Annotated in this window: 25 protein-coding genes; 11 read left to right on the top strand and 14 right to left on the bottom strand. The window is 59.6% G+C overall.

What is annotated here, in order from left to right; genetic code table 11:
- Positions 1 to 122 precede the first annotated feature (122 nt).
- The gene (locus FKG95_RS27785) at positions 123 to 551 is read right to left on the bottom strand and encodes a hypothetical protein (protein WP_142899729.1); all 429 of its coding nucleotides are present in this window, start codon (positions 549 to 551) and stop codon (positions 123 to 125) included.
- Positions 552 to 689: 138 nt separating this feature from the next.
- On the opposite strand from FKG95_RS27785, the gene FKG95_RS27780 reads away from it, so the two are divergent.
- Positions 690 to 1,463 (top strand): helix-turn-helix transcriptional regulator, encoded by a 774-nt coding sequence (locus tag FKG95_RS27780; RefSeq protein ID WP_142899728.1) that lies wholly within the window; start codon positions 690 to 692, stop codon positions 1,461 to 1,463.
- Positions 1,464 to 1,468: 5 nt separating this feature from the next.
- Here FKG95_RS27780 and FKG95_RS27775 read toward each other — a convergent pair whose 3' ends face one another.
- Together FKG95_RS27775 and FKG95_RS27770 are read right to left on the bottom strand one after the other, a co-directional pair.
- Positions 1,469 to 1,771 (bottom strand): AzlD family protein, encoded by a 303-nt coding sequence (locus FKG95_RS27775; RefSeq protein ID WP_142899727.1) that lies wholly within the window; start codon positions 1,769 to 1,771, stop codon positions 1,469 to 1,471.
- Entirely contained in the window at positions 1,761 to 2,465 is a 705-nt protein-coding gene (locus FKG95_RS27770; RefSeq protein ID WP_218940395.1) for an AzlC family ABC transporter permease, read from the bottom strand. Before FKG95_RS27770 ends, FKG95_RS27775 begins: the two co-directional genes overlap by 11 nt.
- Positions 2,466 to 2,550: 85 nt before the next feature.
- Between FKG95_RS27770 and FKG95_RS27765 the strand changes: the two genes are divergently transcribed.
- Entirely contained in the window at positions 2,551 to 3,126 is a 576-nt protein-coding gene (locus FKG95_RS27765) for a CGNR zinc finger domain-containing protein (RefSeq protein ID WP_142899725.1), read from the top strand.
- 6 nt (positions 3,127 to 3,132) lie between these two features.
- On the opposite strand, the gene FKG95_RS27760 is transcribed toward FKG95_RS27765, so the two are convergent.
- Positions 3,133 to 4,359, bottom strand: coding sequence for a winged helix-turn-helix domain-containing protein (locus tag FKG95_RS27760; protein ID WP_246116925.1), 1,227 nt, complete (start codon positions 4,357 to 4,359; stop codon positions 3,133 to 3,135).
- 203 nt (positions 4,360 to 4,562) lie between these two features.
- On the opposite strand from FKG95_RS27760, the gene FKG95_RS27755 reads away from it, so the two are divergent.
- From FKG95_RS27755 to FKG95_RS27730, 6 genes are all read left to right on the top strand, one after another.
- Complete coding sequence (locus tag FKG95_RS27755; protein ID WP_142899724.1) at positions 4,563 to 4,814, top strand: hypothetical protein; 252 nt, start codon at positions 4,563 to 4,565, stop codon at positions 4,812 to 4,814.
- A 35-nt stretch (positions 4,815 to 4,849) separates the two neighbouring features.
- A complete protein-coding gene (locus FKG95_RS27750) occupies positions 4,850 to 5,314 on the top strand; it encodes a VOC family protein (protein ID WP_142899723.1) in 465 nt (154 codons plus the stop codon).
- A gap of 513 nt (positions 5,315 to 5,827) precedes the next feature.
- Positions 5,828 to 7,354, top strand: coding sequence for a catalase (locus FKG95_RS27745; protein WP_281281512.1), 1,527 nt, complete (start codon positions 5,828 to 5,830; stop codon positions 7,352 to 7,354).
- A gap of 105 nt (positions 7,355 to 7,459) precedes the next feature.
- Positions 7,460 to 8,032 carry an ankyrin repeat domain-containing protein gene (locus FKG95_RS27740; RefSeq protein WP_142899722.1) on the top strand — a complete coding sequence of 191 codons (573 nt, stop codon included), beginning with the start codon at positions 7,460 to 7,462 and terminating at the stop codon, positions 8,030 to 8,032.
- A gap of 223 nt (positions 8,033 to 8,255) precedes the next feature.
- Positions 8,256 to 8,912: a DUF4272 domain-containing protein gene (locus FKG95_RS27735; RefSeq protein WP_142899721.1), complete on the top strand. Its 657-nt coding sequence runs from the start codon at positions 8,256 to 8,258 to the stop codon at positions 8,910 to 8,912.
- A gap of 445 nt (positions 8,913 to 9,357) precedes the next feature.
- Positions 9,358 to 11,220 (top strand): hypothetical protein, encoded by a 1,863-nt coding sequence (locus FKG95_RS27730; RefSeq protein ID WP_142899720.1) that lies wholly within the window; start codon positions 9,358 to 9,360, stop codon positions 11,218 to 11,220.
- A 47-nt stretch (positions 11,221 to 11,267) separates the two neighbouring features.
- Here the strand turns inward: FKG95_RS27730 and FKG95_RS27725 are convergent, their stop codons facing one another.
- The 6 genes from FKG95_RS27725 to FKG95_RS27700 form a co-directional block, all read right to left on the bottom strand.
- Positions 11,268 to 11,573, bottom strand: coding sequence for a hypothetical protein (locus FKG95_RS27725; RefSeq protein WP_142899719.1), 306 nt, complete (start codon positions 11,571 to 11,573; stop codon positions 11,268 to 11,270).
- A gap of 299 nt (positions 11,574 to 11,872) precedes the next feature.
- A complete protein-coding gene (gene sigJ / locus FKG95_RS27720; protein ID WP_142899718.1) occupies positions 11,873 to 12,754 on the bottom strand; it encodes an RNA polymerase sigma factor SigJ in 882 nt (293 codons plus the stop codon).
- The gene (locus FKG95_RS27715; protein ID WP_218940394.1) at positions 12,754 to 13,185 is read right to left on the bottom strand and encodes a carboxymuconolactone decarboxylase family protein; all 432 of its coding nucleotides are present in this window, start codon (positions 13,183 to 13,185) and stop codon (positions 12,754 to 12,756) included. Before FKG95_RS27715 ends, sigJ begins: the two co-directional genes overlap by 1 nt.
- Positions 13,186 to 13,280: 95 nt before the next feature.
- Entirely contained in the window at positions 13,281 to 13,742 is a 462-nt protein-coding gene (locus FKG95_RS27710) for an SRPBCC family protein (protein WP_179954309.1), read from the bottom strand.
- Positions 13,743 to 13,752: 10 nt separating this feature from the next.
- Positions 13,753 to 14,535, bottom strand: coding sequence for a hypothetical protein (locus FKG95_RS27705; RefSeq protein WP_142899715.1), 783 nt, complete (start codon positions 14,533 to 14,535; stop codon positions 13,753 to 13,755).
- Positions 14,536 to 14,555: 20 nt separating this feature from the next.
- Positions 14,556 to 15,251 (bottom strand): glutathione S-transferase family protein, encoded by a 696-nt coding sequence (locus tag FKG95_RS27700; protein ID WP_142899714.1) that lies wholly within the window; start codon positions 15,249 to 15,251, stop codon positions 14,556 to 14,558.
- A 302-nt stretch (positions 15,252 to 15,553) separates the two neighbouring features.
- Between FKG95_RS27700 and FKG95_RS27695 the strand changes: the two genes are divergently transcribed.
- A complete protein-coding gene (locus tag FKG95_RS27695) occupies positions 15,554 to 15,892 on the top strand; it encodes a VOC family protein (protein ID WP_142899713.1) in 339 nt (112 codons plus the stop codon).
- A gap of 29 nt (positions 15,893 to 15,921) precedes the next feature.
- Here the strand turns inward: FKG95_RS27695 and FKG95_RS27690 are convergent, their stop codons facing one another.
- From FKG95_RS27690 to FKG95_RS27675, 4 genes are all read right to left on the bottom strand, one after another.
- A complete protein-coding gene (locus FKG95_RS27690) occupies positions 15,922 to 16,320 on the bottom strand; it encodes a GFA family protein (RefSeq protein ID WP_142899712.1) in 399 nt (132 codons plus the stop codon).
- A 27-nt stretch (positions 16,321 to 16,347) separates the two neighbouring features.
- Entirely contained in the window at positions 16,348 to 16,836 is a 489-nt protein-coding gene (locus FKG95_RS27685; protein WP_142899711.1) for an SRPBCC family protein, read from the bottom strand.
- Positions 16,829 to 17,185: an ArsR/SmtB family transcription factor gene (locus FKG95_RS27680; RefSeq protein ID WP_246116924.1), complete on the bottom strand. Its 357-nt coding sequence runs from the start codon at positions 17,183 to 17,185 to the stop codon at positions 16,829 to 16,831. The genes FKG95_RS27685 and FKG95_RS27680 overlap by 8 nt, the downstream gene beginning before the upstream one ends.
- Before the next feature lie 142 nt (positions 17,186 to 17,327).
- Positions 17,328 to 18,746: a helix-turn-helix domain-containing protein gene (locus FKG95_RS27675; protein ID WP_142899710.1), complete on the bottom strand. Its 1,419-nt coding sequence runs from the start codon at positions 18,744 to 18,746 to the stop codon at positions 17,328 to 17,330.
- Between the two features lie 125 nt (positions 18,747 to 18,871).
- On the opposite strand from FKG95_RS27675, the gene FKG95_RS27670 reads away from it, so the two are divergent.
- Entirely contained in the window at positions 18,872 to 19,450 is a 579-nt protein-coding gene (locus FKG95_RS27670; RefSeq protein ID WP_142899709.1) for a biotin transporter BioY, read from the top strand.
- The gene (locus FKG95_RS27665; protein WP_142899708.1) at positions 19,450 to 20,982 is read left to right on the top strand and encodes an acyl-CoA carboxylase subunit beta; all 1,533 of its coding nucleotides are present in this window, start codon (positions 19,450 to 19,452) and stop codon (positions 20,980 to 20,982) included. The genes FKG95_RS27670 and FKG95_RS27665 overlap by 1 nt, the downstream gene beginning before the upstream one ends.
- Positions 20,983 to 20,988 lie beyond the last annotated feature (6 nt).

Below are 20,988 nucleotides of genomic sequence, written 5' to 3'. Positions count from 1 at the left end.
TCGATCCGAGACCACTCTTCGTCGCTTAGATAAAATAACTTTCTGCCCATCCAAACCTCCTATCATCAGAAAGCTTGAATCACAGTTCCAATGTCACGAAAAGCACCAATTGAGTACAGACCCTAGACTTCAGCTCTTTGGATTGGCCGCCAGAGCGGCACAAAAAACAGCAGTAGAAAACCGATGTTGAGGACGGCGTTCAGGGGCGCACCCGCCAGGATAGACCCAAGGCCGTCGGCCAGGAACCAGATACCGATACTGGAGAGGATAAGCGTCCGGGCCAGAGACGGGTCCTGGGGATAAAGGCGCGTGCTGATCTGCCAGAGCAGCAGGCCCCAACCCGTCAGAATGCCGCCGGAGATGGCCCAGAGCAGACGGGTTTCGGGGGCAGAAACGACCTGCCGGCCATCGACGGGCCAGAAAATCAGGTCCGTCAGGAAAGCCACGGGTGCGGAGGTCGCCGGAAGGGTGCCCAGAAGCATCACCAGGCCGAAGCCAATGACGATCGCGGATGCGGCTTTGAGCCAATTCTCTGTTTTCTCACGGGACATAAACCGGTCTCCTGCATTGTTGGGGAAGACGTGAGCATGATGATCCGCCCAGCGTGCCGCAATTACCTCGGAGGTAAGTGATTTAGCCGCCGCGATCTGTATGATGCGGCAAGTCATTCGCAAGGGAAGACGGGCCGCATGGATCAGAGTTTCGGAACGATGCTGAGAGACTGGCGCACACAGCGGCGCTTGAGTCAGCTTGCTCTTGGTTTGGATGCAAACGTCTCTGCCCGGCATATTTCATTCCTGGAGACCGGGCGGGCAAAGCCGAGCCGGGCGATGGTTCTGCAGCTCTGCGAGGTGCTGGACGCGCCGCGCGGCACACGCAATTCTCTCCTGAATGCGGCGGGGTTTGCGCCTGCTTACCGGCGGCGGGATTTGAACGAAGCTGATATGGCACAGGTCCGGTCGGCTGTGGACTGGACCCTCGCGCGGCACGATCCCTATCCGGCCCTAGCTCTGGATCGCCATTGGACGCTGGTCAAGATAAACCAGTCCGCCCGGCTGTTGCTGGGCGCGATCTCTTTGGAAGAGGGAGATAGTCTTCTCTCGGTTATGACGGATGTCGAGAGACTGACGGTGATGTTCGAGAACTGGCAAGAGGTCGCCCAGCACATGCTGGCGCGCCTGAGGACTGAGAGCGGTCATCTGGGCGGGGACAGGATCTTAGACGCGGCTTCGGATCGCTTGGCCGAGTCTCTCGGGACTGAGTACGCCGACCCCTCAGGCGTGCTCCCCGCAGTCGTACCTGCGCGTTACCGGGCCGGCGAGGATACGCTCTCGCTCTTTTCGACCATCGCACAGTTCGGAACCGCCGAGGATATCGCGCTGGCCGAATTGAAGATCGAACTGATGTTCCCGGCCGATGACGCGACGCGGCGGATGCTGCTCGCGATGACTCCCGGTCTTTAGCTCTTCTAGATCAGCCAACTCCAGGCCGCGGCAGTGGCCATAGCTGCGGTGACAGCGGCGATCGCACTGCGCGTCACCGCCATGACAGCAACCGCTATCAGGGTAGCGGTATTCTCGCGAAAGCCGCCTTGTGCGACGGCCGAGGCGACAATCGCCACCATGACCGAGATGGCCATGGATTTCAGTAAGGCTTCGATCCGCGGTGTGATGCGGATGAACGACATCAGTTCCGCCCCAAGGATTCGGGTGCCGTAGGTCACGGCTGCCATGAGAAAAATGGTCAGATAAGCAGTCGCTTCAGCGCCCATGCCAGAGTAACCCCGCGATACCGCCCGCGATTGCGGCAAGCACGATGTTCCAGCCGGGCGGCAGAAGAGTCAGGCCGAGAACCGCGACGGTGGCCGCCACAGCAGAGGGCAGAAGGTCTTGCAGCCCTTCCCATTGTCCAACGGCAATGGCGGCAAAAAAGGCGACCATCACCACATCGATGCCAAAGCGCTCGAGATTTCCCAGGCTGGCACCGGCGATGACACCGATAGCCGTTCCGAGCGCCCAGCAGATGCAGAGCGCGAGACCGCCTCCAACCAATCTGCCGACGTCCCGGTCGTCTCGGCGAAAGGCATCATAGCTGTCTGCGAAATTCACGTCGCTGAGCACCGAGAGCGCGAGCAGGCGCTTGGGGCGGCTTAAGCGGTTCAGCCAGGGCGCCAAGGTTGCGCCCATAAGGATGAGCCGGGTGCCTACCGCGAATACGGTCAGCAAGAGAGATATGGTGGGGAGCGGCCCCTCCCAGAAATCCAGGGCGGCAAACTGAGCAGCTGCCGAGAAGACGGAGAGACTCATCACAATCGACTGATCGGGCGTGACCCCGCGCTCGATGGCGGCGGCGCCGAACGCGATACCGAAGGGGATTACGAAAAGCGAGATCGGTCCGAGGCTTCTGGCGCCTCTTACCGCACCTGCCATCGTCAACCGGACGTTCGCGGTCTGGGAATTCGGCATCGATTTCATTCACTATAACTGTTATAATGGTTAGGTTAGTTTACGGCCGTTCCTGGGTCAACCAGAACAAGGGTTAGAAATTTTCATGTCTTATCAAACGCAACCTGTCCGGTTGATCGGAGGACGGCTCTGCCTTGATTTTCTCAACACCGCGGACTGGTCGGCGCGCGGTGACGTCGTCCACGAGAAACTGACAGGTCCAAAGGACCTCGCAATCTGGTGCCGCGCCGTGAGTCTGGGCAAGCGGCCCGACTTGGACGATCCGGCCGCGATGGGTGAGCTCAAGGCTTTCAGAGCCAGCCTTCGATGGCTGTTTCTGGCGGCAATCTCGGGTGAGAAGCCAAAGAAGAGTGATCTGATACGCTTTAACCAGGTGCTTGACTTCAGGACGCCCCTTGCACCCCTGGCCGTGCGCCGGGGCGCTTTTGCCTACAGCAAGGACCTCTCCGTTGCGCAGACGGTGGGGCTCTCGGCGCTCGCTACTCTGACTTTGCCGCAGGAAATTGAGCGGGTGGAGATCTGTCCCTCGAAAGACTGCGGATGGCTGTTCCTGGATGAAAGCAAGAACCGCCGCCGCCGCTGGTGTGCCATGGAGACCTGCGGGAACCGGGCCAAGGCACGCCGTCACTATCAACGGCAAATTGAGGGAGGCCTGGAGTAAGGCTGATTACGAAACGCTGGTGCCTGCCGCATCCTTAAGCGCGTCCGCGAGATCGCCGCGTTCGCGGATCTCGATCCGCTCCAGTCCAAGCCACGCGGCCATGGACTCCAGCTCCTGGCTGAGTGCCTTCGCGACCGTACCTTTTTTGACGCGCGCTTCCGCATGGCTGGCCTGAACCTTGAGGCAGCATGACTGGCGGTCCGCCTTCAGGTCCACGCGCGCCACAAGTTTGTCGCCGAGCAGGAAGGGCAGGACGTAATAGCCGTGCTGACGCTTCGCTTCCGGTGTGTAGATCTCCAGGCGGTAGCGGAAGCCGAAGATTCGCTCGGTGCGCGGACGGTCCCAGACCAGAGAGTCGAAAGGCGAGAGCAGGGCGCGGCTGGTGATGCGTTTCGGCAGTGCGTCGAGGTTTGTGAAGCTAGGGTCTAGAAAGGCGGGTTGTTCCCAACCCTCGACCTCGACCGGGATCAGGTCACCGGCTTCGGCCAATTCTGCGACCCGCTGTTTGGAATCGACGGCGCTGAGCCGGAAGTAATCCCGCAGATCGCTCTCGGAAGCGACACCCAGAGAACGCGCGGCGATCCGCAAGAGTCCGCGCTGTGCTTCGGCTTCATTGGGGGTTGCCGTGGCGATGACGGCCTCCGGAAGAACACGTTCCGGCAGATCGTAGATGCGCTCGAAATTCTGCCGCCCGGCGGCCGTGACCTGCCCGGTCCAGAAGAGCCATTCCATAATGCGCTTGCTGTCGTCCCAACCCCACCAGGCGGTCTCGCGCTTCCTGCCGGCCTGCGCTTTCTTCTCTTCGAGTTCCGAAACTTTGATGGGGCCACGCTCTGCCACCTGGGCCAGCACCGACGCGATGAGCTCCGGGTTCTTGCGGGCAAATTTCGCGATGTGCTTCCACACCCCTTCGCCCTCATGAGCCCGTTCCATGCGCCAACGCAGCAGAGGCTGAACCTCGAAGGGCAGGAGGGAGGCCTCGTGCGCCCAGTACTCGAACAGGCGTTTATTCTTTTTCGCCGCCGAGTGTTTCTCGGGCGTGAAGGCGGCCCTGTCCAGGATATCGGTCGCGTAGGGACCGAGCCTGGAAAAGAGCGGCAGGTAATGCGCCCGGGCCAGGACATTTACTGAATCGATCTGCAGCAGCCCGACTTTGTCGAGCACGGAGTCCAGGTGCCGTCGGTCGTGACGCTTGCGTTTAGGCTCCGACGGCGCGAAGCCCTGTGCCGTCAAGGCAACGCGGCGGGCTTCTTTGTTTGAAAGCGACAGCGAGTTGGACAGAAGACGGCTCCGGATATTGCGGTGATGGAAAATTCGAGTCGAAGTAAGAATAAGGATCGCGCCTCCTGCGCCGCTTTGGCAAGATGATCTCGTTTCGTGGGTAAAAAAACAGATGGACCGCCCTAACAGACGGCAGAAAGTCAGGAGCACCGCACATGGATAGGATGTTAATGGAACGCCTCTCCCTGACGCTCCGGTTCAGGGGTCTATGGCCCTGCCTTCTGGCGGCTGCGCTCTTCTCGGGGATGACGGCTTCTCACGGGCAGGAACGGAAACTTGAGGCCGCGGAAATTACCGCCTTGCTGAGCGGCCGGGCGGCCCTGGGCGAGAACCGCGGACTTGTCTTCGCCTCTCACTATGACCGCTGGCCGCGCACTCAGGTTCTGGCGCGGACCAGATTTTTTTAAATGACAGCACCGGAATATCCGGCCCAAGGAAGACGATGAAAGCAAAGAAGTCGGGTAAATCTGAAAAGCCAAAGGCCAAGAAGCAATCCCAGAGCCAGGACAAGCCAGGCGAGGCGTCCCAGTCCGACCCTTTGCTGGGGCCGGTTGCGGCGGTGCGGATCTTTTCGCAGCGTTTCGATGAAGCCCTGGGTTTCTATCGGGACAGCCTTCGGTTTCCGCTCCTCTATGAGGCGGAGGGTGTCGCTCTTTTCTCGACCGGCAACTGCGATCTCGTACTGGAAAGTCTGGAATTGGGGGATCTGGAGCACCGCAGCCTGACCGGCCGCTTCGTCGGCGTTTCCTTTCGCGTGCCCGATGCTTTCGATGCCTATGAAAAGCTGCAGCAGCGCGGCGTGCGCTTTGACGAACCGCCGGAGCTGCAGGAGTGGGGCGGCACGACGGCACATTTTTTCGACCCGGACGGCAACATCCTGACATTGGTGAGTGGTCCTAGGGGCTAGGTTCTAGGGGCCCTTTTTGACGATCAGCCGCAATCGGCGTCCAGACCTTTTGCAACTCTGAAAGACGCAGCACTTCGGACTTTGCCATCGGTGCAAACACGAGAGCCCGGCTCCGTATGTTCGGAATATGCTCGAACTGCTCTACTTCCTGTTCTAGGGGGAACTTCTCGTCCCAAAAGAATAAGCGGCCTACTGCAAAGACCTGAGGCTTGCCAAACGGGTCCTGTTTTCGTTTTTAGACTCAAATTCCATCTACGAGCACGCGTTTTATAAAAACAAATAAAGGAAGAGTATTTTATGAGAATTGAGAGCTTGAGGTTCGGTACTGACTCTTCGAAAAATTTCTCCTTAGGATATAGAGGGTGATCAGCGTTTATGGTGAACAACAGATATAATGTGATGTTTATCAACAAAATGTGATGCAAATTAGAATCAGAATAATTCTAGTGGAATCTATCTCAGATAGTTCCTACCTGTGGAATCTCCCGACTTCCCACAGGAATGGACGAACCAATGTACGTCAAACAGATATCCGGATTATTCGCCGCAGGCCTGCTGCTTTCGATGACGGGGCAGGCGGTGGCCGAGACACGCCCCACCATGACCCAAGACAGCGGGGCACCGGTCGGCGACAACCAGAACTCCAAGACCGCCGGCGCGTTCGGTGGTGTGTTGCTCGAGGACTTTCATCTGATCGAAAAGCTCGCGCGCTTTGACCGGGAGCGCATTCCCGAGCGGGTGGTGCATGCCCGCGGCATCGGCGCGCACGGTGAGTTCGTCGCCAGTCGCGACTTCTCGGAATTCACCAAGGCTTCCCTCTTCGAAGAAGGCAAGACCACGCCGGTCTTTGTCCGCTTCTCAACCGTGATTCATCCCAAAGGTTCGCCCGAGGCCTTGCGGGATCCGCGCGGTTTCGCAGTGAAGTTCTACACCGATGAGGGCAACTGGGATCTGGTGGGCAACAACCTGCCCGTCTTCTTCATCCGCGATGCCATCAAGTTTCCCGACATGGTGCATTCCCTGAAGCCGTCTCCGGTGCGCAACGTCCAGGACCCGAACCGCTTCTTCGACTTCTTCTCCCATATCCCCGAATCGACACACATGCTGACGCTGGTCTATTCGGACCTGGGCACGCCGGCTTCACTGCGCGAAATGGACGGTCACGGCGTACATGCTTTGCGGCTGGTCAACGCCGGAGGAGAAACGGTCTTCGCGAAGTTCAAGTGGACCAGCCTTCAGGGTGTACGGACGCTGAATGCGCAAGAAGCCGCGGCTGCCGAATTCAACTACGCGACCAGGGATCTCTACGAAAACATTACGGCAGGCAACTTCCCCAAGTGGGAGCTTTCCGCCCAGATCCTGCGGCCGGAAGATATCGCGGAGCTGGACTTCAACCCCTTCGACGCCACCAAGATCTGGCCCGGAATTGAAGAAATCAAGCTCGGCACCATGACCTTGAACCGCGTGCCCGACAACTTCTTCCAGGCCACCGAACTGTCCGCTTTTGCGCCGGGTGTCATGGTCCCGGGCATTGAGGCCTCGCCGGACCGCCTTCTGCAGGGCCGCCTGTTCTCTTACGCCGATACCCAGCGCTACCGCATCGGCGGGAACTACCAATCCCTGCCGATCAATGCGCCAAAGGTAGAGGTCAGAAACCATACCCAGGACGGCAAGATGAGCTTCGTGCCCCAATCGGGCGAGATTAACTTCCAGCCGTCACGTGCGCAGAACGACAATGTCTTCGTCGATGACAACAGCAAGCGTCAAAGCCGGTACCCGCTTGAAGGCCTGACCCAGCAACTTGCGATCAAGAAGCCGCAACCCTTCAAGCAGGCGGGAGAGGCCTATCGCGCCTTCACGCCGGAACAGCAAGGCAATCTGATTTCGAACCTGGCCGGCGACCTGGGTCAGGTGGTCAATCAGGAGGTCAGGGAGATCATGGTCGGCCACTTCTATGCGGCGGACAGTGACTTCGGCGAACGTCTCGCCAAGGCCGTCGATGTCGACATCGAGCGGGTGCGGCAGGCAAGACTTCAATAGAGCTGACGGGACGCCGGCCGGGCCCGGACAGTAGTGCTTCCGGGCCCGGCGGTTTCTTCACCAATGCCGACACGACACTCCAATCAAACTCAAAGGTCTCTTGCCATGCCGTATTTCAAATCAGTCTTCGCCGTTTTTACCCTGCTGCTGTTCATGGTTCCGGCGGGTGCGAGAGCCGAGAGCCGGAGCTTCACGGCAGAAGAGATTTCGGCGATCTACTTCGATGCGGCACGCAGTGGCCGGACCGATATCCTGAATGACCTGCTGGACGCGGGCGCTGAAATTGAAGCGCGCAACAGTGCCGGCTTCACGGCCTTCGTACTCGCTGCCTACAGCGGTCACATCGAGACGGTCGATTTCCTGTCCGAACGTGGCGCAGACGCCTGCGCGTCGGACCATCAGGGTAACACCGCTCAGATGGGTGCGGCCTTCAGGGGCGACGACACCATGGCGGCCCGTTTGCTGGAAACCGCCTGTGACGTGAATGCGACCAACGCCTCGGGGCAAACGGCCCTCATGATGGCGGCACTCTTCAACCGGACCGTTCAGGTCGATCTCCTGCTGGCCCAAGGCGCCGATCCTGATGTTCAGGACGCCGCCGGCAACACCGCGCGGAGCCTGGCCGAGCAACAGGGAAATGCGCAGATGGCGTCAAGGCTTGCGAAAGACGCGAACTGACCGGAGAGCTTCAAGGTCAGCTGGCGGCGGAGACGGGAATGATACGCGCTGTTGACGCACGCGGTAGACCGGAAGCAGTGAAGCGAAACGTATGAACGGGTTTGTGTGCCATCTGAGTCATGGTTGAATTTTTATCACATAAACGAATCTTTTAGGTTGAACTATCTGCTCCGTTGAGTCACTGTCGATTTAAGAACAAAAAGTGAACATTAGGTGTGGTGAAATGGCAGATCAGAGAACACAGGATGCGATCAGACGTAAAGCACGCTCCGAGAGCCTGCTTGAGGCACAGGGTCTGCCGGTCAACCGGGCTCTGCCTTTGATTGGCGTTGATGACGGCGAGAGACCGCGCCAGGTCGAAGAGATCGCTTACCGGGCTTTGTGCCTTTTACCGATCTCGGGACGCGGTTGCGGACTGGAGCCGGAGGACGAAGCCTGGATGATTCAAAATCACGGCCTGACGGCGCATTTTACGCCGGCGGAACAGGCCTACATTAAAGATTCATCGCCTCCGGACCCGGTCCGGGTCCAGTTTTGCTGGCATTTCGAATCCGCCTGGGTGCTGCTTTGGGCGCTGGGTTATGTCGAGGAGGGACTATCTCCGCCAAAGGAGGTTTGCGACGTGCACCGCGCTTATCAGATGGCTGCGGACCGGCCCGGGGGCGACTTCCTGGCTGAAGCCAAGCCGGTCGCTTTCACGGAGATATTGGATCAGGCTGATCTTGCATATCGTATGCACTGGGCAGTGCGCCAATCCTGGATAACCGGCGAGGACCTGCCCGATGACATCAACCCGAGCATTGTCTACGAGCGGAACTATGCCCTCAACTGGTTGATTGAACCTGACGTCAATTGGGACGAGGTCGAGACCGATACCTAGATCAGGCTTGCAGGGGCGATATATCACCCTCGGCAATGCCATCTAAACGTGAGTTGATCTTCTGCAGATCAGCGGCAGGCGGACCCGGTTCTTGGTCTCGGCGGGCTGCGTGAGTTCGATCCGGTCTCGAGCGAACGCAGTTTCCCGCCACGACAGGACTGGTTTGGAAGCTTCTTCCATCCCCGGCCTTTCTGCACGGCGATGCCCGGCCGCGCTCTAGGGGCAAAACCGCGCTTCCGACCGGCCTGGTATTCGATTCAGTTATCTAATTTTCTATGTATCACGGTGCTTTACTGCCCCTGCCTTGGGTTGGGCCGGGCAAACCTGCGGTGCCAGACCGCCCCGCCATTTTTTATTGAACCAATCCGGCGAACCTCCCGACAGATCTGCAACCGCCCGGTTTACTTATACCGCGCGCTCTATGAACAGAACTATGGAGTACGCTATGTCCGATCGGACCAGCCCAGGCGCTCAGCGCCTTCATCAGCCCTTGCCAACCCCCTGTCATACGCACACCGCGTGGCGCCGCGGTCTGTGTGCGGCGACCGCCGTCGGCGCAGTCTTTGCAATGACCGGGTCCGCGGTCGCGGACCATGCGGATGCGTTCGTCACGCAATTGAACGCTCCGCCGATCGTCGTGCAAAGTCAAGGATCGGCGTATACCCAAGTCTCGTCCCCGGCGATCCCTATAGAAGGCACGATTAGTCTTGAGGTCGATGCCGGAGTGTCCGGCCGGGTCAAGCGCTGGAAAGCCTGGCCCATGCTGGTTTTGCCAGACGGTGTTTCCAGATTGGATTTCAGGGATGCCGGGGGGGCCATGAACTACCAGAGACCCTACCCGAAGGCTGTCGATAGGGATCAGGACTTCGTTATTTCAAAGACGGACTATAGCTCCACAATGGCAACAGCCTGTATCCGGCATTCCGAGCGACTGAGGGCGCAGGGCCTGAGCAATACCCAGATCTTTGGCCAGGACCGGCAGGTTGAAGTGGCCGTTAAAGGTATCGTTGAGTATGAGACGACGGGTATTGTGGGGGCTCCAGTCCCGCCTGAAGTCCGGCCCGCCGACCCAACGGTTACGGTAAACTGCAAGGGTCACGAGCCGGTTGAAACGTCAAGCCTTGAGGTTGTCGAACAAGCTTTTATCGCTGGTGTCTGCAGGTTGCGTCTTAACGGTCGCATCGTCACCACGCGGCCGAATGAGGAGGTCAGTTTCCGCTACGCCGATGAAGTGGGTAATCAGAGTTCGGTCATCACGGTCCGGACGAATGGCACCAGGTTTGCGACGTTCAGTCATACCGACAAGCTGCCGAGTGGTCCCAACAGCGGCCGAGTCCGCATCATCGGCGTCAGTTCCGTCTTCAATACGCCCTGGCAGGACTATAACCTGGACTGTAACCAGGCCACAGGCATCACAACGGTCATGCCGCAGGCTGTTCCCCAACCCCCGGAAGCCTCGGTAGCGGGCTCGGTAGTGAGCGAGAGAGTCTTTCAGGGCTTCGTCTGCCCGGACCGGATTAGCATTGACGGCACGATCACCGCGCGTGGCTTGATGGCTACGGGCAGTGCCGCCATCTTGCTGGACAATCGCCACAAGTTACGGCAGGACTTCAGCGTTTCCGAGGATGGCACCGAGACGGTGAGGTATCTTGACAGTCTGACCTGGGGAAATCCCAGTGGTGGTCTCACGCTCGGTGCCGGCAGCAACACGGAGCCGCCGAAGAAGAGCGTCATGATGCATTTCAAGATCACTGATGCTCAGGGGCGTATCATCGATACGGCCTTTCGCAGGCACAGCTTCGCCTGCCGTCCGTCAACCCAATCGGGACAGATCGCCGGCAACCGTCTTGTGACGCCTCAGCAGGGAAGCGGTCATCAAATGGTCCGGCCGGGCGGCACGGCCAACGCCCAGCTTGCGCGTCCGGGAGCTGCGGTATCAGGCTTCGCGATCCAGGCGCCCCAGGGCCGGGTGCGAAAGGGTGAGATTCGTCTTTCCGGCGGCCAGGCCAATGCGAACTATAGCTTGCGCTTCTACCGCAAGACCGGCGGCAGCTTTCAGCCTGTCCGCTCGGCTCAACTGCCGGGACGGATGAGAGGCACGCGGGCCAACTTCGATCTGGGGGCGCTGAGCGGCAGCCGGGTCTGGCGAATTGAAATCTGTCCGGCGGGATCCACGGGCATCGCGAACGCCCAGAGCTGCAAGACGTCGGATTTCCGCCTGCCGAGAATGGGTGGAGCACGCTCGGGTGCCGATGCCCCGGTCAAGGAAGGCAAGACCCGGCGTCTTGCGCCACGCAACGCAAACTGAGGCCTGCGTGGATAAAGCCAGGAATGCGTTCACTGCGCATTCCTGGTTCAGCGCATCAAATGCGAAATCCAGACCGGCCGGCGGGTGGCGAGACCCAGGGCACCAATCCCCAGGAGTAACAGCGCCAGTCCGGATCCGCCGCCAAGATCCGCGGAGCGTGGATCCGGATAGGGCGTAACCTTGGGGGCATAGTAATCGGCCAGGGTGCCGCAGATGATAACTCCGGCCTTTCGCTGGGGCAGCCAGCCCCGGGAAAAGGCGCAGGGATCGCTGCTGACGTACTGCGGGCGCGATGGCGTTTTGAGGGGATAAAGCTCACGCAATGTGAAGCTGTCCTGTCCTCCAATTCCCATCTGTCTTCTTTCCCGGGTCACCAGCTCAGGACGCAGAAGCTCATTGTCAAAATGCTGCACGGGGATCGCGTCTGCCGGGCGGGACCCGGCTCCAAGTGAAAAACAGACAAGGAGAGCAGCGGCAAAGAGAGGACGTATCGGCAACGGCGGGCCTTCAGGGAAGCGGAGAAGATGGCAATTCCTGTGCCGGAGCCCGGCAACAGGGAACGATTAGAACCATGTTCCAGCGTGCCGAAGAAGTTGGGAGATTCCCGTATTCGCTTCAGAAGCCGTGACCAGATTGAGGTCTTAAAGTTTTTCTATGCTGTGCCTACGCGTGCAAGCTTGTCCGGATTGCGCACGATATAAATCCGGGAGGCTTTCAAGTCTTTATCGTAATCGAAGGACACGACGGCGACCGTCCGGCCTGCCTCTCTCGCGACCAGCGCACGGCGGGCATTCAGCTCGCTCGTAAAGACTTCTAGGTTTTGCCAGGCAGGGGAGAGAACTCTCGCGATGAAGGAGAGGACAGCGTCCGCACCTTCAAGCGTCTGCCGGATTGCGGTGACCTTGCCGCCGCTGTCGGCGCTCAGGGTTGCATCGCTGGCGAGCAGATCCGTCAGCTGGGCGACGGAGCCCTCCACGATCGCCGTTTTAAAGGCGGTTACCAGCTCATCCTGCCGATCAAGGGGCACGCTGTGCGCGCTCTGGCTTTTGCGAAGGTTCGCGCGAGCGCGCGAAACCAGTTTACGGCAGGCCGCTTCGGAGATCCGAAGGCCTTCGGCGAGCTCGGCATAGTCCATGGCGAAGACGTCGCGCAGCAGGAAGGCGGCCCGCTCCTTGGGCGCGAGACGTTCCAGCACCAGCAGAAACGCAGTGGTCACATTCTGCGACAACGCCAGCTCACTCTCCGGTGTCTCAAGAACCCGGGTATGGATCGGTTCAGGCAACCAGGTCCCGACGTAATTCGTGCGGGCGTGGTGTGCCGAGCGCAGGCTGTCTATGGCTTTGCGCGTGCAGACCGTCGCCAGCCAGCTGGATGGCCGCTCTATGCCGCTTCGCGCAGCCGCCATCCAGCTTAAGTAAGTATCCTGTACGACGTCTTCGGCCTCGGCCATCGACCCGAGGATCCGGTAGGCCAGACCCGTCAGCATAGGTCTGGCCGCCTCGAAGGCATCGTTGCTTCTGGTGAACTGCACCATCAGTGGTTCGAAATCTGGATGCGGTTCCAGAGGTTGATCATGGCGACGATCGACGTCAGGCTCGCAATCTCATGCTCGGAAAAGTGTTTTTTCAGCTCGCCGCGCAGAGCGTCGAGATCCGGTACCTTATGCAGCTCCGTGAGGGCTTCGGTCCAGGCGAAGGCGGCTTTCTCGCGTGCCGTAAAGTCGTTCACGCACTTCCAGACAATCAAATGATCCAGGCGCCTGTCGGTTTCACCGGCTTCTCTGGCATCGCTGGTATGCATCCTGACGCAGAAGGCGCAGCCATTGATCTGCGACGCGCGCAGCAGAACCAGGTGGTGCAGGGACGGCTCTATGCCGCGCTTCGCGATGACGCCTTCGACGTTCTCTAGGGCGCCGAGCACATCGGCGGATTCTTCGAGATAATTAATGGTATTTGCACTCGTCACGTTTCGTTCCTTCATTGACGTTTGTTTCGCTGTCAAAAAGGAGACGTTTGAGGCGCGCGTTTTGTGACACCTCTGCTGAAATTAATTTCATGAAATTAATTTCCTGTATGGGGTTTGCCGATGCCGGTATCGAGATAGGCCTTCAGGCTATCGGCAAAGAAGAAATCCCAACCCTGCCGGCAGATGTCGTAGCAGAGCAGTTCCGGCTTGAGGCCGATATGCTCCAGGGCGATCTCGGTCCTGTCACCTTCCCGCCAGATCTGCCAGATGACCTTGGTGCCGAGCCATTCCTGTTCGATTTCGCGCGGCTGGCCTTCGTGCAGGTGCAGGGCTTCGACGCACTTCATTTCCACCCGTTCGCCCGGGATAAGCGTCACCGCCTCGAAGGTCCAGTAGGACTTTCCGGGAGGAAAGGTGAATTTCGCACGGTCGCCGACCTTGGCAATGGGGTGGTCCGGCTTGGTCCACCACTGCGCAATGCCTTGCGTCAAAGCGTGATAGGCCGCCTCGGGGTTTGCGCTGACCGAGATGCATTCACTGTAGTTTTCCATCGTCATGTTTTTGCTCCTACTCTTCCTTTGCAAGGCACCAGTTGTCATGAAGACCGCACAGCCTTTCCAGGAGAGGTGCATATTTGGCGCGCAGGCCGTCGGCCTTGGGCGTCGGCAGCATGAACATCATGTAGCCGTGCGGGCCGCTGTCTCTGCCGCCATGGTTGAGAACAAAGGGGCCGCCGTTCATTGGCGTATCGTTGCCCAGTTGCGCCGGTGTGACATAGGGGGCATAGGGCATGTAGTGCGGCATGCTGACTGTGATCATCTCGTCAGAGGCTTCCGGCGCCATGTAGGCGCGATGGATCGGCGCAAGCATATAGGAGAGCCCGCCCTTCACCGGCGCCTTGTAGAAACCGTCGCGAAAATCCCGCTGAAGTCTTGTCTTGGCGTCTTTTGCGGATACGCCCTCAGCCCGCATTTTCGCGATAGCGAACCAGGGCCGCATGTGATGTTCGATGCCGACGCTGTCGAATGCCATCGGAATCAGCTGATCGGCGGGGTAGCTGTACGGCCATGCCGCGCTGTAAAAGCGTATGCTGGTGCGTGCCACGAAGGTCGCGAAGCCGTTCTTTCCCTCGCGGTGGAGCACATAGCCCTTTGACGGATCCAGCCTGTAGACGGTCGAGTCCGCCTGCAGGCGTTCCGGCAACGCACTTAGAGCCAGCTCGATCTCCAGATCCTGTGGCAGGTCGATCATGTCCTCAGCTGACGCTGCGGACGGCATTCCCATCGCGGAGAGAGTGAAGAGTGAGAGAAACACGGCGCATAGATCGCTGCGGGTTCGGGATACTCTCATTTTTGGCCTCTCGGGTTTTGTCATGCGGCGGGCTGCGCCTTCCAATGCGCGGGAAGGGTTTTTTCGAAGCCGGGAACTGCGGCAATGCGGTCCATCCAGGCGGCGAGTTTCGGATAGCTGAAGGGCAGGTTTGCAAATCCGATCGCCGACATCAGGGCCTGCCGGATCTCAATGCCGCGCTGTATGAGCCGGATTTCGGGAAACGCCACCGCGTCCGCGGCGCTTGGCCGCTCGCCCGCCAGGAAGGCTTGATCGCCAAGCAGACCTTCCAGAGCGCGGCATTCCGCGTGCAGACTGGCCGCTGCCTCCGAGAGCGCGGTCATCTCGTGGCTGCCGTCCACCGGCACGCTGCCGTCGCTGTTAAAGACGACGGAGAGCACGTCATGGATCGCGTCCCGCAGGTAGTGACAGGATTCCGATGTGCTTTGCCAGATCCTGGTGGCTTCTTCCGGTGTCTCGCCGAAGATGGGCTTCTCGGGATGCTGTCGTTCGAGCCAGGTCAGGATTGCCAGCGACTCCCGCAGGACGATGTCACCGCCGACCGCAAGAACGGGGACCTTGCCCCTGGGGTTCAGGGCAAGAAATTCCGCGGAGCGCTGCTCCTGTGCCGATGCCTGCAGATAGCGAATATCATAGTCCAGGCCCTTGAAGGTCAGGGCGAGCAGAATCCGCCAGCCGCGCGGGGCACCGCTGATCGTGTGAACTGTGAGTGTCATGTCTTTCCCTTCCGGCTCTTGGCAAACGCGGGAGGGCCTATGCCGTCCCGCAATCAGACTGCGGGAAAGGTGATCTTCTTGGTTTGTTTTCACAAGAAGGCAGAATTTTCGTAGATAGTATGCTTTTCAATACTATTGTGGGAAAACCGCCATAAATTTCTTCCCATGAAATTCGATGAGATCGCGCACTCCAGATCCAACCGGAGTCGTTTCTTGTGGCCGTCGGTTGATATTTGCCTTCCCAGCGGTTTCATGTCGTTATAGAACAAAGAAAGAACATTTGATTGTCTGCTGAGGGTGCTATGAAAATCGATTATGTGGAAATGCCGTCGTCGGATTTTGCCGCGACCAAGGCCTTTTATACTTCCGCTTTTGGCTGGGAGTTTGAGGAGTGGGGCGAGGAATATCTCGCCTTCTCCAACGCCGGTCTCGAGGGTGGATTCCGCAGGGCCGAGGGGCCGCCGCCGCGTGGCGGCAGTCTAATCATTCTCCTGGCGGAGGACCTGGGTGCGGCGGAGAAAGCCGTCACCGGTGCGGGAGGCGAAATTATCGAGCGGCACGAATTTCCCGGTGGCAAACGCTTTCATTTTACCGACCCATCCGGAAATGAACTGGCGGTCTGGACCAAGCTGCCTCTTTGAGGGGAAGGTCATTCAGGCTCCGGGCCGCTTCATCTCGGGGCGGCCTGGAGGGCCGGGTCGATATAGTCCCAGGGCTGGGCGGCTTGCTCGTAAACAACGAACTTCGGTTCGAAACGCGAGGGGTCGTCGAGCGTCGCGACATGAAGATAGAGGCGGTCCGGAAAGCGGACTGTCCTACTGAAAATCGGCGAACCGCATTTGGGGCAGAACCCGCTGTAGGTTGCCGCACCGTTGTCCGCCATCTGCTCGAACTCCCTTACCTCGCCGGTCAGTTCAATGTCATCGCGATGCAGAGCAAAGGCCGACGCATGCCCGCTGCCTGTGATGCGCTGACACTTGCGGCAATGGCAATGAAAAGCGAACTCGGTTTTGCCGCTGGCTTCGTAGCGCACGGCCCCGCAGGCGCAGCCGCCTGATTGTTTATTCATTATGCTGTCCCTTTATCAAGATGATGCCTATGCAGACTGATCCGCAAAAAAGTCTTCGAGGCATTCCAGTCCGCCACCCCACCCGCGGGTCAGGGCATCCCGGGCCATATCCGAAATCAGCTTCTCGTGGGTGACCGTGACCTTGGTACCCTCGGGGCAGGGCGTGAATTCGACCGTGACCACCGTCGGCGCGTTCTTCTCGTCACGCCAACCCTCCACCTGTTCTTCCGATGCCCAGGTGAAGACCAGTTTGCGCGGCGGCGTCACTTCTACGAACTGGCCGAAGTGGTGGTAGCTCTCACCCTCGACACTTCTCATGTTAAAGCGCCAGGTGCCGCCGACCCGGGGGTCGTGGGTCAGGATCCTGGCCGTGAAGCCGGGCGGACCAAACCAACGCGTCAGTGAATCAGGATTGATCCAGGCATCGAACGCGGTTTCGGGAGATACCCGGTAGGTACGTTCCACGAAAACACGCCGAGGATTACCGCCGCTTGCCCAAAGTGAGTCGTCAGACATCCTTGCCCTCCAGAAATTCGCCGAGTGCGTCGAGAGTCTGATCCCAGAAGGCCTGATAACCGGCAAGCCACGAGGTGGCCTCGCGCAGCGGCTGGGCGTTGAGGCGGCAGCGGATCCTTTTGCCTTCTCTCACCCGGCTCATGAGGCCGGCATCCGCCAGCACGTGAATGTGTCTGGAGACCGCGGCAAGCGACATGTCGTGGGGTTCGGAGAGCTCGCTGACGGTCGCGTCACCCTGAGACAGGCGCGCCAGGATCGCCCGGCGCGTGGGATCTGCCAGTGCTCCGAAGACGGAATCCATATCTGACCTCGATTGACGGACCATGCCGCGTTTGTCCTCGGTTGTCATTTAACAATTTTGTTGAATATAGCAAATCCTCAGATTCATTCAACAAAATTGTTAAATGAAAGAAAGGACCATGGAGTGCGATGAAACGCCGGCGCCCGGGGGGCATCCTTAGCGCGGGAGAGTGGCTCAGGAAGAAGTGCCGTTACTTGAAGGCGTAGGGAATGATGTTGCGCAGGTTCGGATCGACTTCCAGGCTGCGCTTCAGCGGTGGGACCGCGCGCTGGTGGCAGCTGCGCCGCTCGCAGATCCGGCAGGAAATGCCGATGGGCTCGAAGGCCTGGTCGCGCTCCAGATCGAGGTCCTCGGCGTAGATCAATTCCTTGGCGTGCTTGATCTCGCAGCCCAAGGCCAGGGCGTAGCGCTGGGTCGGATCGCTGTAACCGCCGCCGCGTTTGGTCACTGCCATGGCAAGACAGAGGTAACGGGCGCCGTCCGGGGTTTCCGCCAGTTGTCTGATAATGCGGGTCGGGGTTTCGAAAGCGCGGTGCACGTTCCAGAGCGGACAGGCCGAACCGAAACGCGCGAACTGCAGCTTCGTGGCGCTGTGGCGTTTGGTGATGGTGCCGGCCTGATCGACCCGCGCAAAGAAAAAAGGCACGCCCTTCTGTCCCGGCCGCTGCAGGGTGCTGAGCCGATGGGCCACCTGTTCGTGGCTCGCCCCGAAGCGATCGCCCAGCAAGTCCAGATCGTGTTTGAGTTCGCGCGCGGTCGCCGCGAAGCTCTCGTAGGGCAGCAGGGCGCTGCCTGCGAAGTAGTTGGCCAGGCCGATCCGGCAGACCGGCGCGGCATCCTGGGAGCGGAAATCGGCGGCTTCGGCGATGGCGTCGATGGCACGGCCGTGCTCCAGGATCGCGATCTGGTGGGCGATCTGAAAGGCATGGGTGGAGGGCTCAACTTTGGGGTTGAGCGTCAGCACCCGCCCGGTCGGATCGTAATGGCGGATCGCGCCCGGTGTCTCGGCATCGTTGCCGATCACGACCCGCACCCGGTGACGGCGCTCGATGTAGTCCGCCAGCACCCGCACCCGGTTGCGCGATCCGCTGGCCAGTCCCTTGGCCAGGTCTTCCGCTGCCAGATCGAGATCGTGGATGTAGTTGTCCTGGTAATGGAAGAAATCCCGGACCTCTTCATAAGGCGTCGGCTCGTTGAGCGCGCCGGAGCGCTCCAGGGTTTCGTCCAACTCGGCCAGCTGTTCCCCCGCGCGGCGCAGCGCCTGATGCATGGAGAGAAAGGCCCGGGCCATGGTGGGCGCGTTCTGGACAGTGACCTTCAGGTCCTGCTTGCTGGGTTGCTGCCCGCCGAGCAGGGGGTCGGCCACCGCTTCGGCCAGATCCGCGATCAGGCGGTCGTCGTCGTTCTCCGAAAGGCTGGCGATGTCGACCGAAAAGGCCTCCGCCAGGCCCAGGAGAACAGGGGCCGTCACATGCCGCTGGTTGTTTTCCAGCTGGTTCAGATAACTCGTGGAAATCTCCAGCCGCTCGGCGAAGGCCGCCTGGGTCAGGGCGTGGGCCTGACGGATCTCCCGGATTTTGCGGCCGACAAAGAGCTTTCTCGCGCGCATTACACAATTTTGCAAAATAAAAGTTGCAACATTATAGTTTTAACATTGCTACGCTTTCAAGCGTGAACTCCCCGGGGTTAAGGGTGTATAGAAAGATCTTCAGTTTTAGGATCTGGAGGGATCAAATGACACTGCATGCCGCGCTTTCGAGAAATTTCGACCATTCCCTGCTGCGCAATATCATCATTGTGGCCGCTGCCTCGCTGCTTATTACGCTCTCGGCGAAGGTCTCGATCCCTTTCTATCCGGTGCCAATGACCATGCAAACCTTCGTGGTGATCGGTCTTGGCCTGGCACTCGGTCCACGTCTGGGTTTGGCGGCTGTCGCCTTTTATCTTGCGCAGGGTGCGCTGGGTCTGCCGGTCTTCACAGGCACGCCGGAAAAGGGCATCGGCTGGGCCTACATGATGGGTCCGACCGGCGGTTATCTCCTGGGCTTCCTGATTGCCGTTTATGTATCGGGTATGCTGGCTGAACGCGGCTGGGACCGGAATATCTTCACGGCCTTTGCCGTGGCGGTGATTGGAACGGCGATCCTTATGCTCCCTGGTGTGCTGTGGCTTGGTGTTCTTTTCGGGTGGGATAAGCCGATCCTGGAATGGGGGCTCTATCCCTTCATCCTGGGTGGCTTCGCGAAAGCGGCATTGGCTGCTGCCGTATTCCCCGCTGCCTGGCGCTTCCTGAAGGCGCGAGGGCTCGGCTGATGCAGGAGATTCTCGAGCAGCTCGAGGAACGCCGCGTCCAGGCCCGCCTCGGTGGCGGGCAGCGCCGGATCGATGCTCAGCACGCCAAGGGCAAGCTGACCGCGCGCGAGCGGATTGAGGTGCTTCTCGATGAGGGCTCCTTCGAAGAATACGATATGTACAAGACCCACCGCTGCGTCGATTTCGGCATGGATAAGGTCGAAGTCCCCGGCGACGGCGTGGTTACCGGCTGGGGTACGATCAACGGCCGCCCGGTTTACGTCTTCAGCCAGGACTTCACGGTTCTGGGCGGTTCTCTCTCGGAAACCCATGCCGAAAAGATCTGTAAGGTCATGGATCTCGCCGTCCAGAACGGGGCACCCATCATTGGCCTGAATGATTCCGGCGGCGCACGGATTCAGGAGGGCGTTGCGTCGCTCGGCGGCTATGCCGAGGTCTTCTACCGCAACGTCCAGGCCTCGGGCGTGGTGCCTCAGATCTCCGTGATCATGGGGCCCTGTGCCGGTGGCGCCGTGTACTCGCCGGCCATGACCGATTTCATCTATATGGTGAAGGACAGCAGCTATATGTTCGTCACCGGTCCCGATGTGGTCAAGACCGTTACCAACGAAATCGTCACGGCGGAGGAATTGGGCGGGGCCTCGACCCACACCAAGAAGTCCTCGGTCGCCGACGGCGCCTTCGAGAACGACCTGGAAGCGCTGCTGGAAATCCGGCGGCTCTTCGATTTCCTGCCCCTGTCTTTCAAGGAAAAACCGCCGGTCCTGCCGACTGCGGACGATCCCGAGCGGGTCGAGATGTCGCTGGACACGATCGTGCCGGAGAACCCCAACAAGCCCTATGACATGCGTGAGGTGATCACAAAGATTGCCGACGAGGGGGAGTTCTTCGAGGTTCAGGAGGCGCACGCCGGTAACATTCTCTGCGGGTATATCCGCCTGAACGGCTCGACCGTCGGGGTTGTAGCTAATCAGCCCATGGTGCTGGCGGGGTGTCTGGACATCGACAGTTCAAGAAAGGCCGGCCGCTTCGTTCGTTTTTGCGATTCTTTCAACATCCCGCTGCTGACGCTTGTCGACGTTCCGGGCTTTCTGCCAGGTGTCGGGCAGGAATACAGCGGCATCATCAAGCACGGCGCCAAGCTGTTGTTTGCCTATGCCGAGGCCACCGTGCCCAAGGTCACGGTGATTACCCGCAAAGCCTATGGCGGCGCCTATGTCGTTATGTCGTCGCAGCACATCCGCGCCGATGTCAACTATGCCTGGCCGACGGCGCAGATCGCGGTGATGGGTGCCAAGGGCGCGACCGAAATTCTCCATCGGTCCGAGCTGGACGATGTTGAGAAGACCGCGCAGCGCACCAAAGAATATGAAGACCGCTTTGCGAATCCCTTCATCGCGGCGCAACGCGGCTTTATTGATGATGTGATCATGCCGCATTCGACGCGCCGCCGCGTCCTGCGTGCCTTTGAAGCCTTAAAAACCAAAAATCAACGCCTGCCTGAAAAGCGGCATAGCAATATTCCGCTTTAAGCAGAG

The sequence above is a fragment of the Denitrobaculum tricleocarpae genome, from assembly GCF_007004665.1.
In the GTDB taxonomy this organism is placed as follows: Bacteria; Pseudomonadota; Alphaproteobacteria; order Kiloniellales; family Kiloniellaceae; genus Denitrobaculum; species Denitrobaculum tricleocarpae.
Note: the sequence above shows the minus strand (reverse complement) of the source record. Positions and strands in the feature narration are given on the sequence as shown.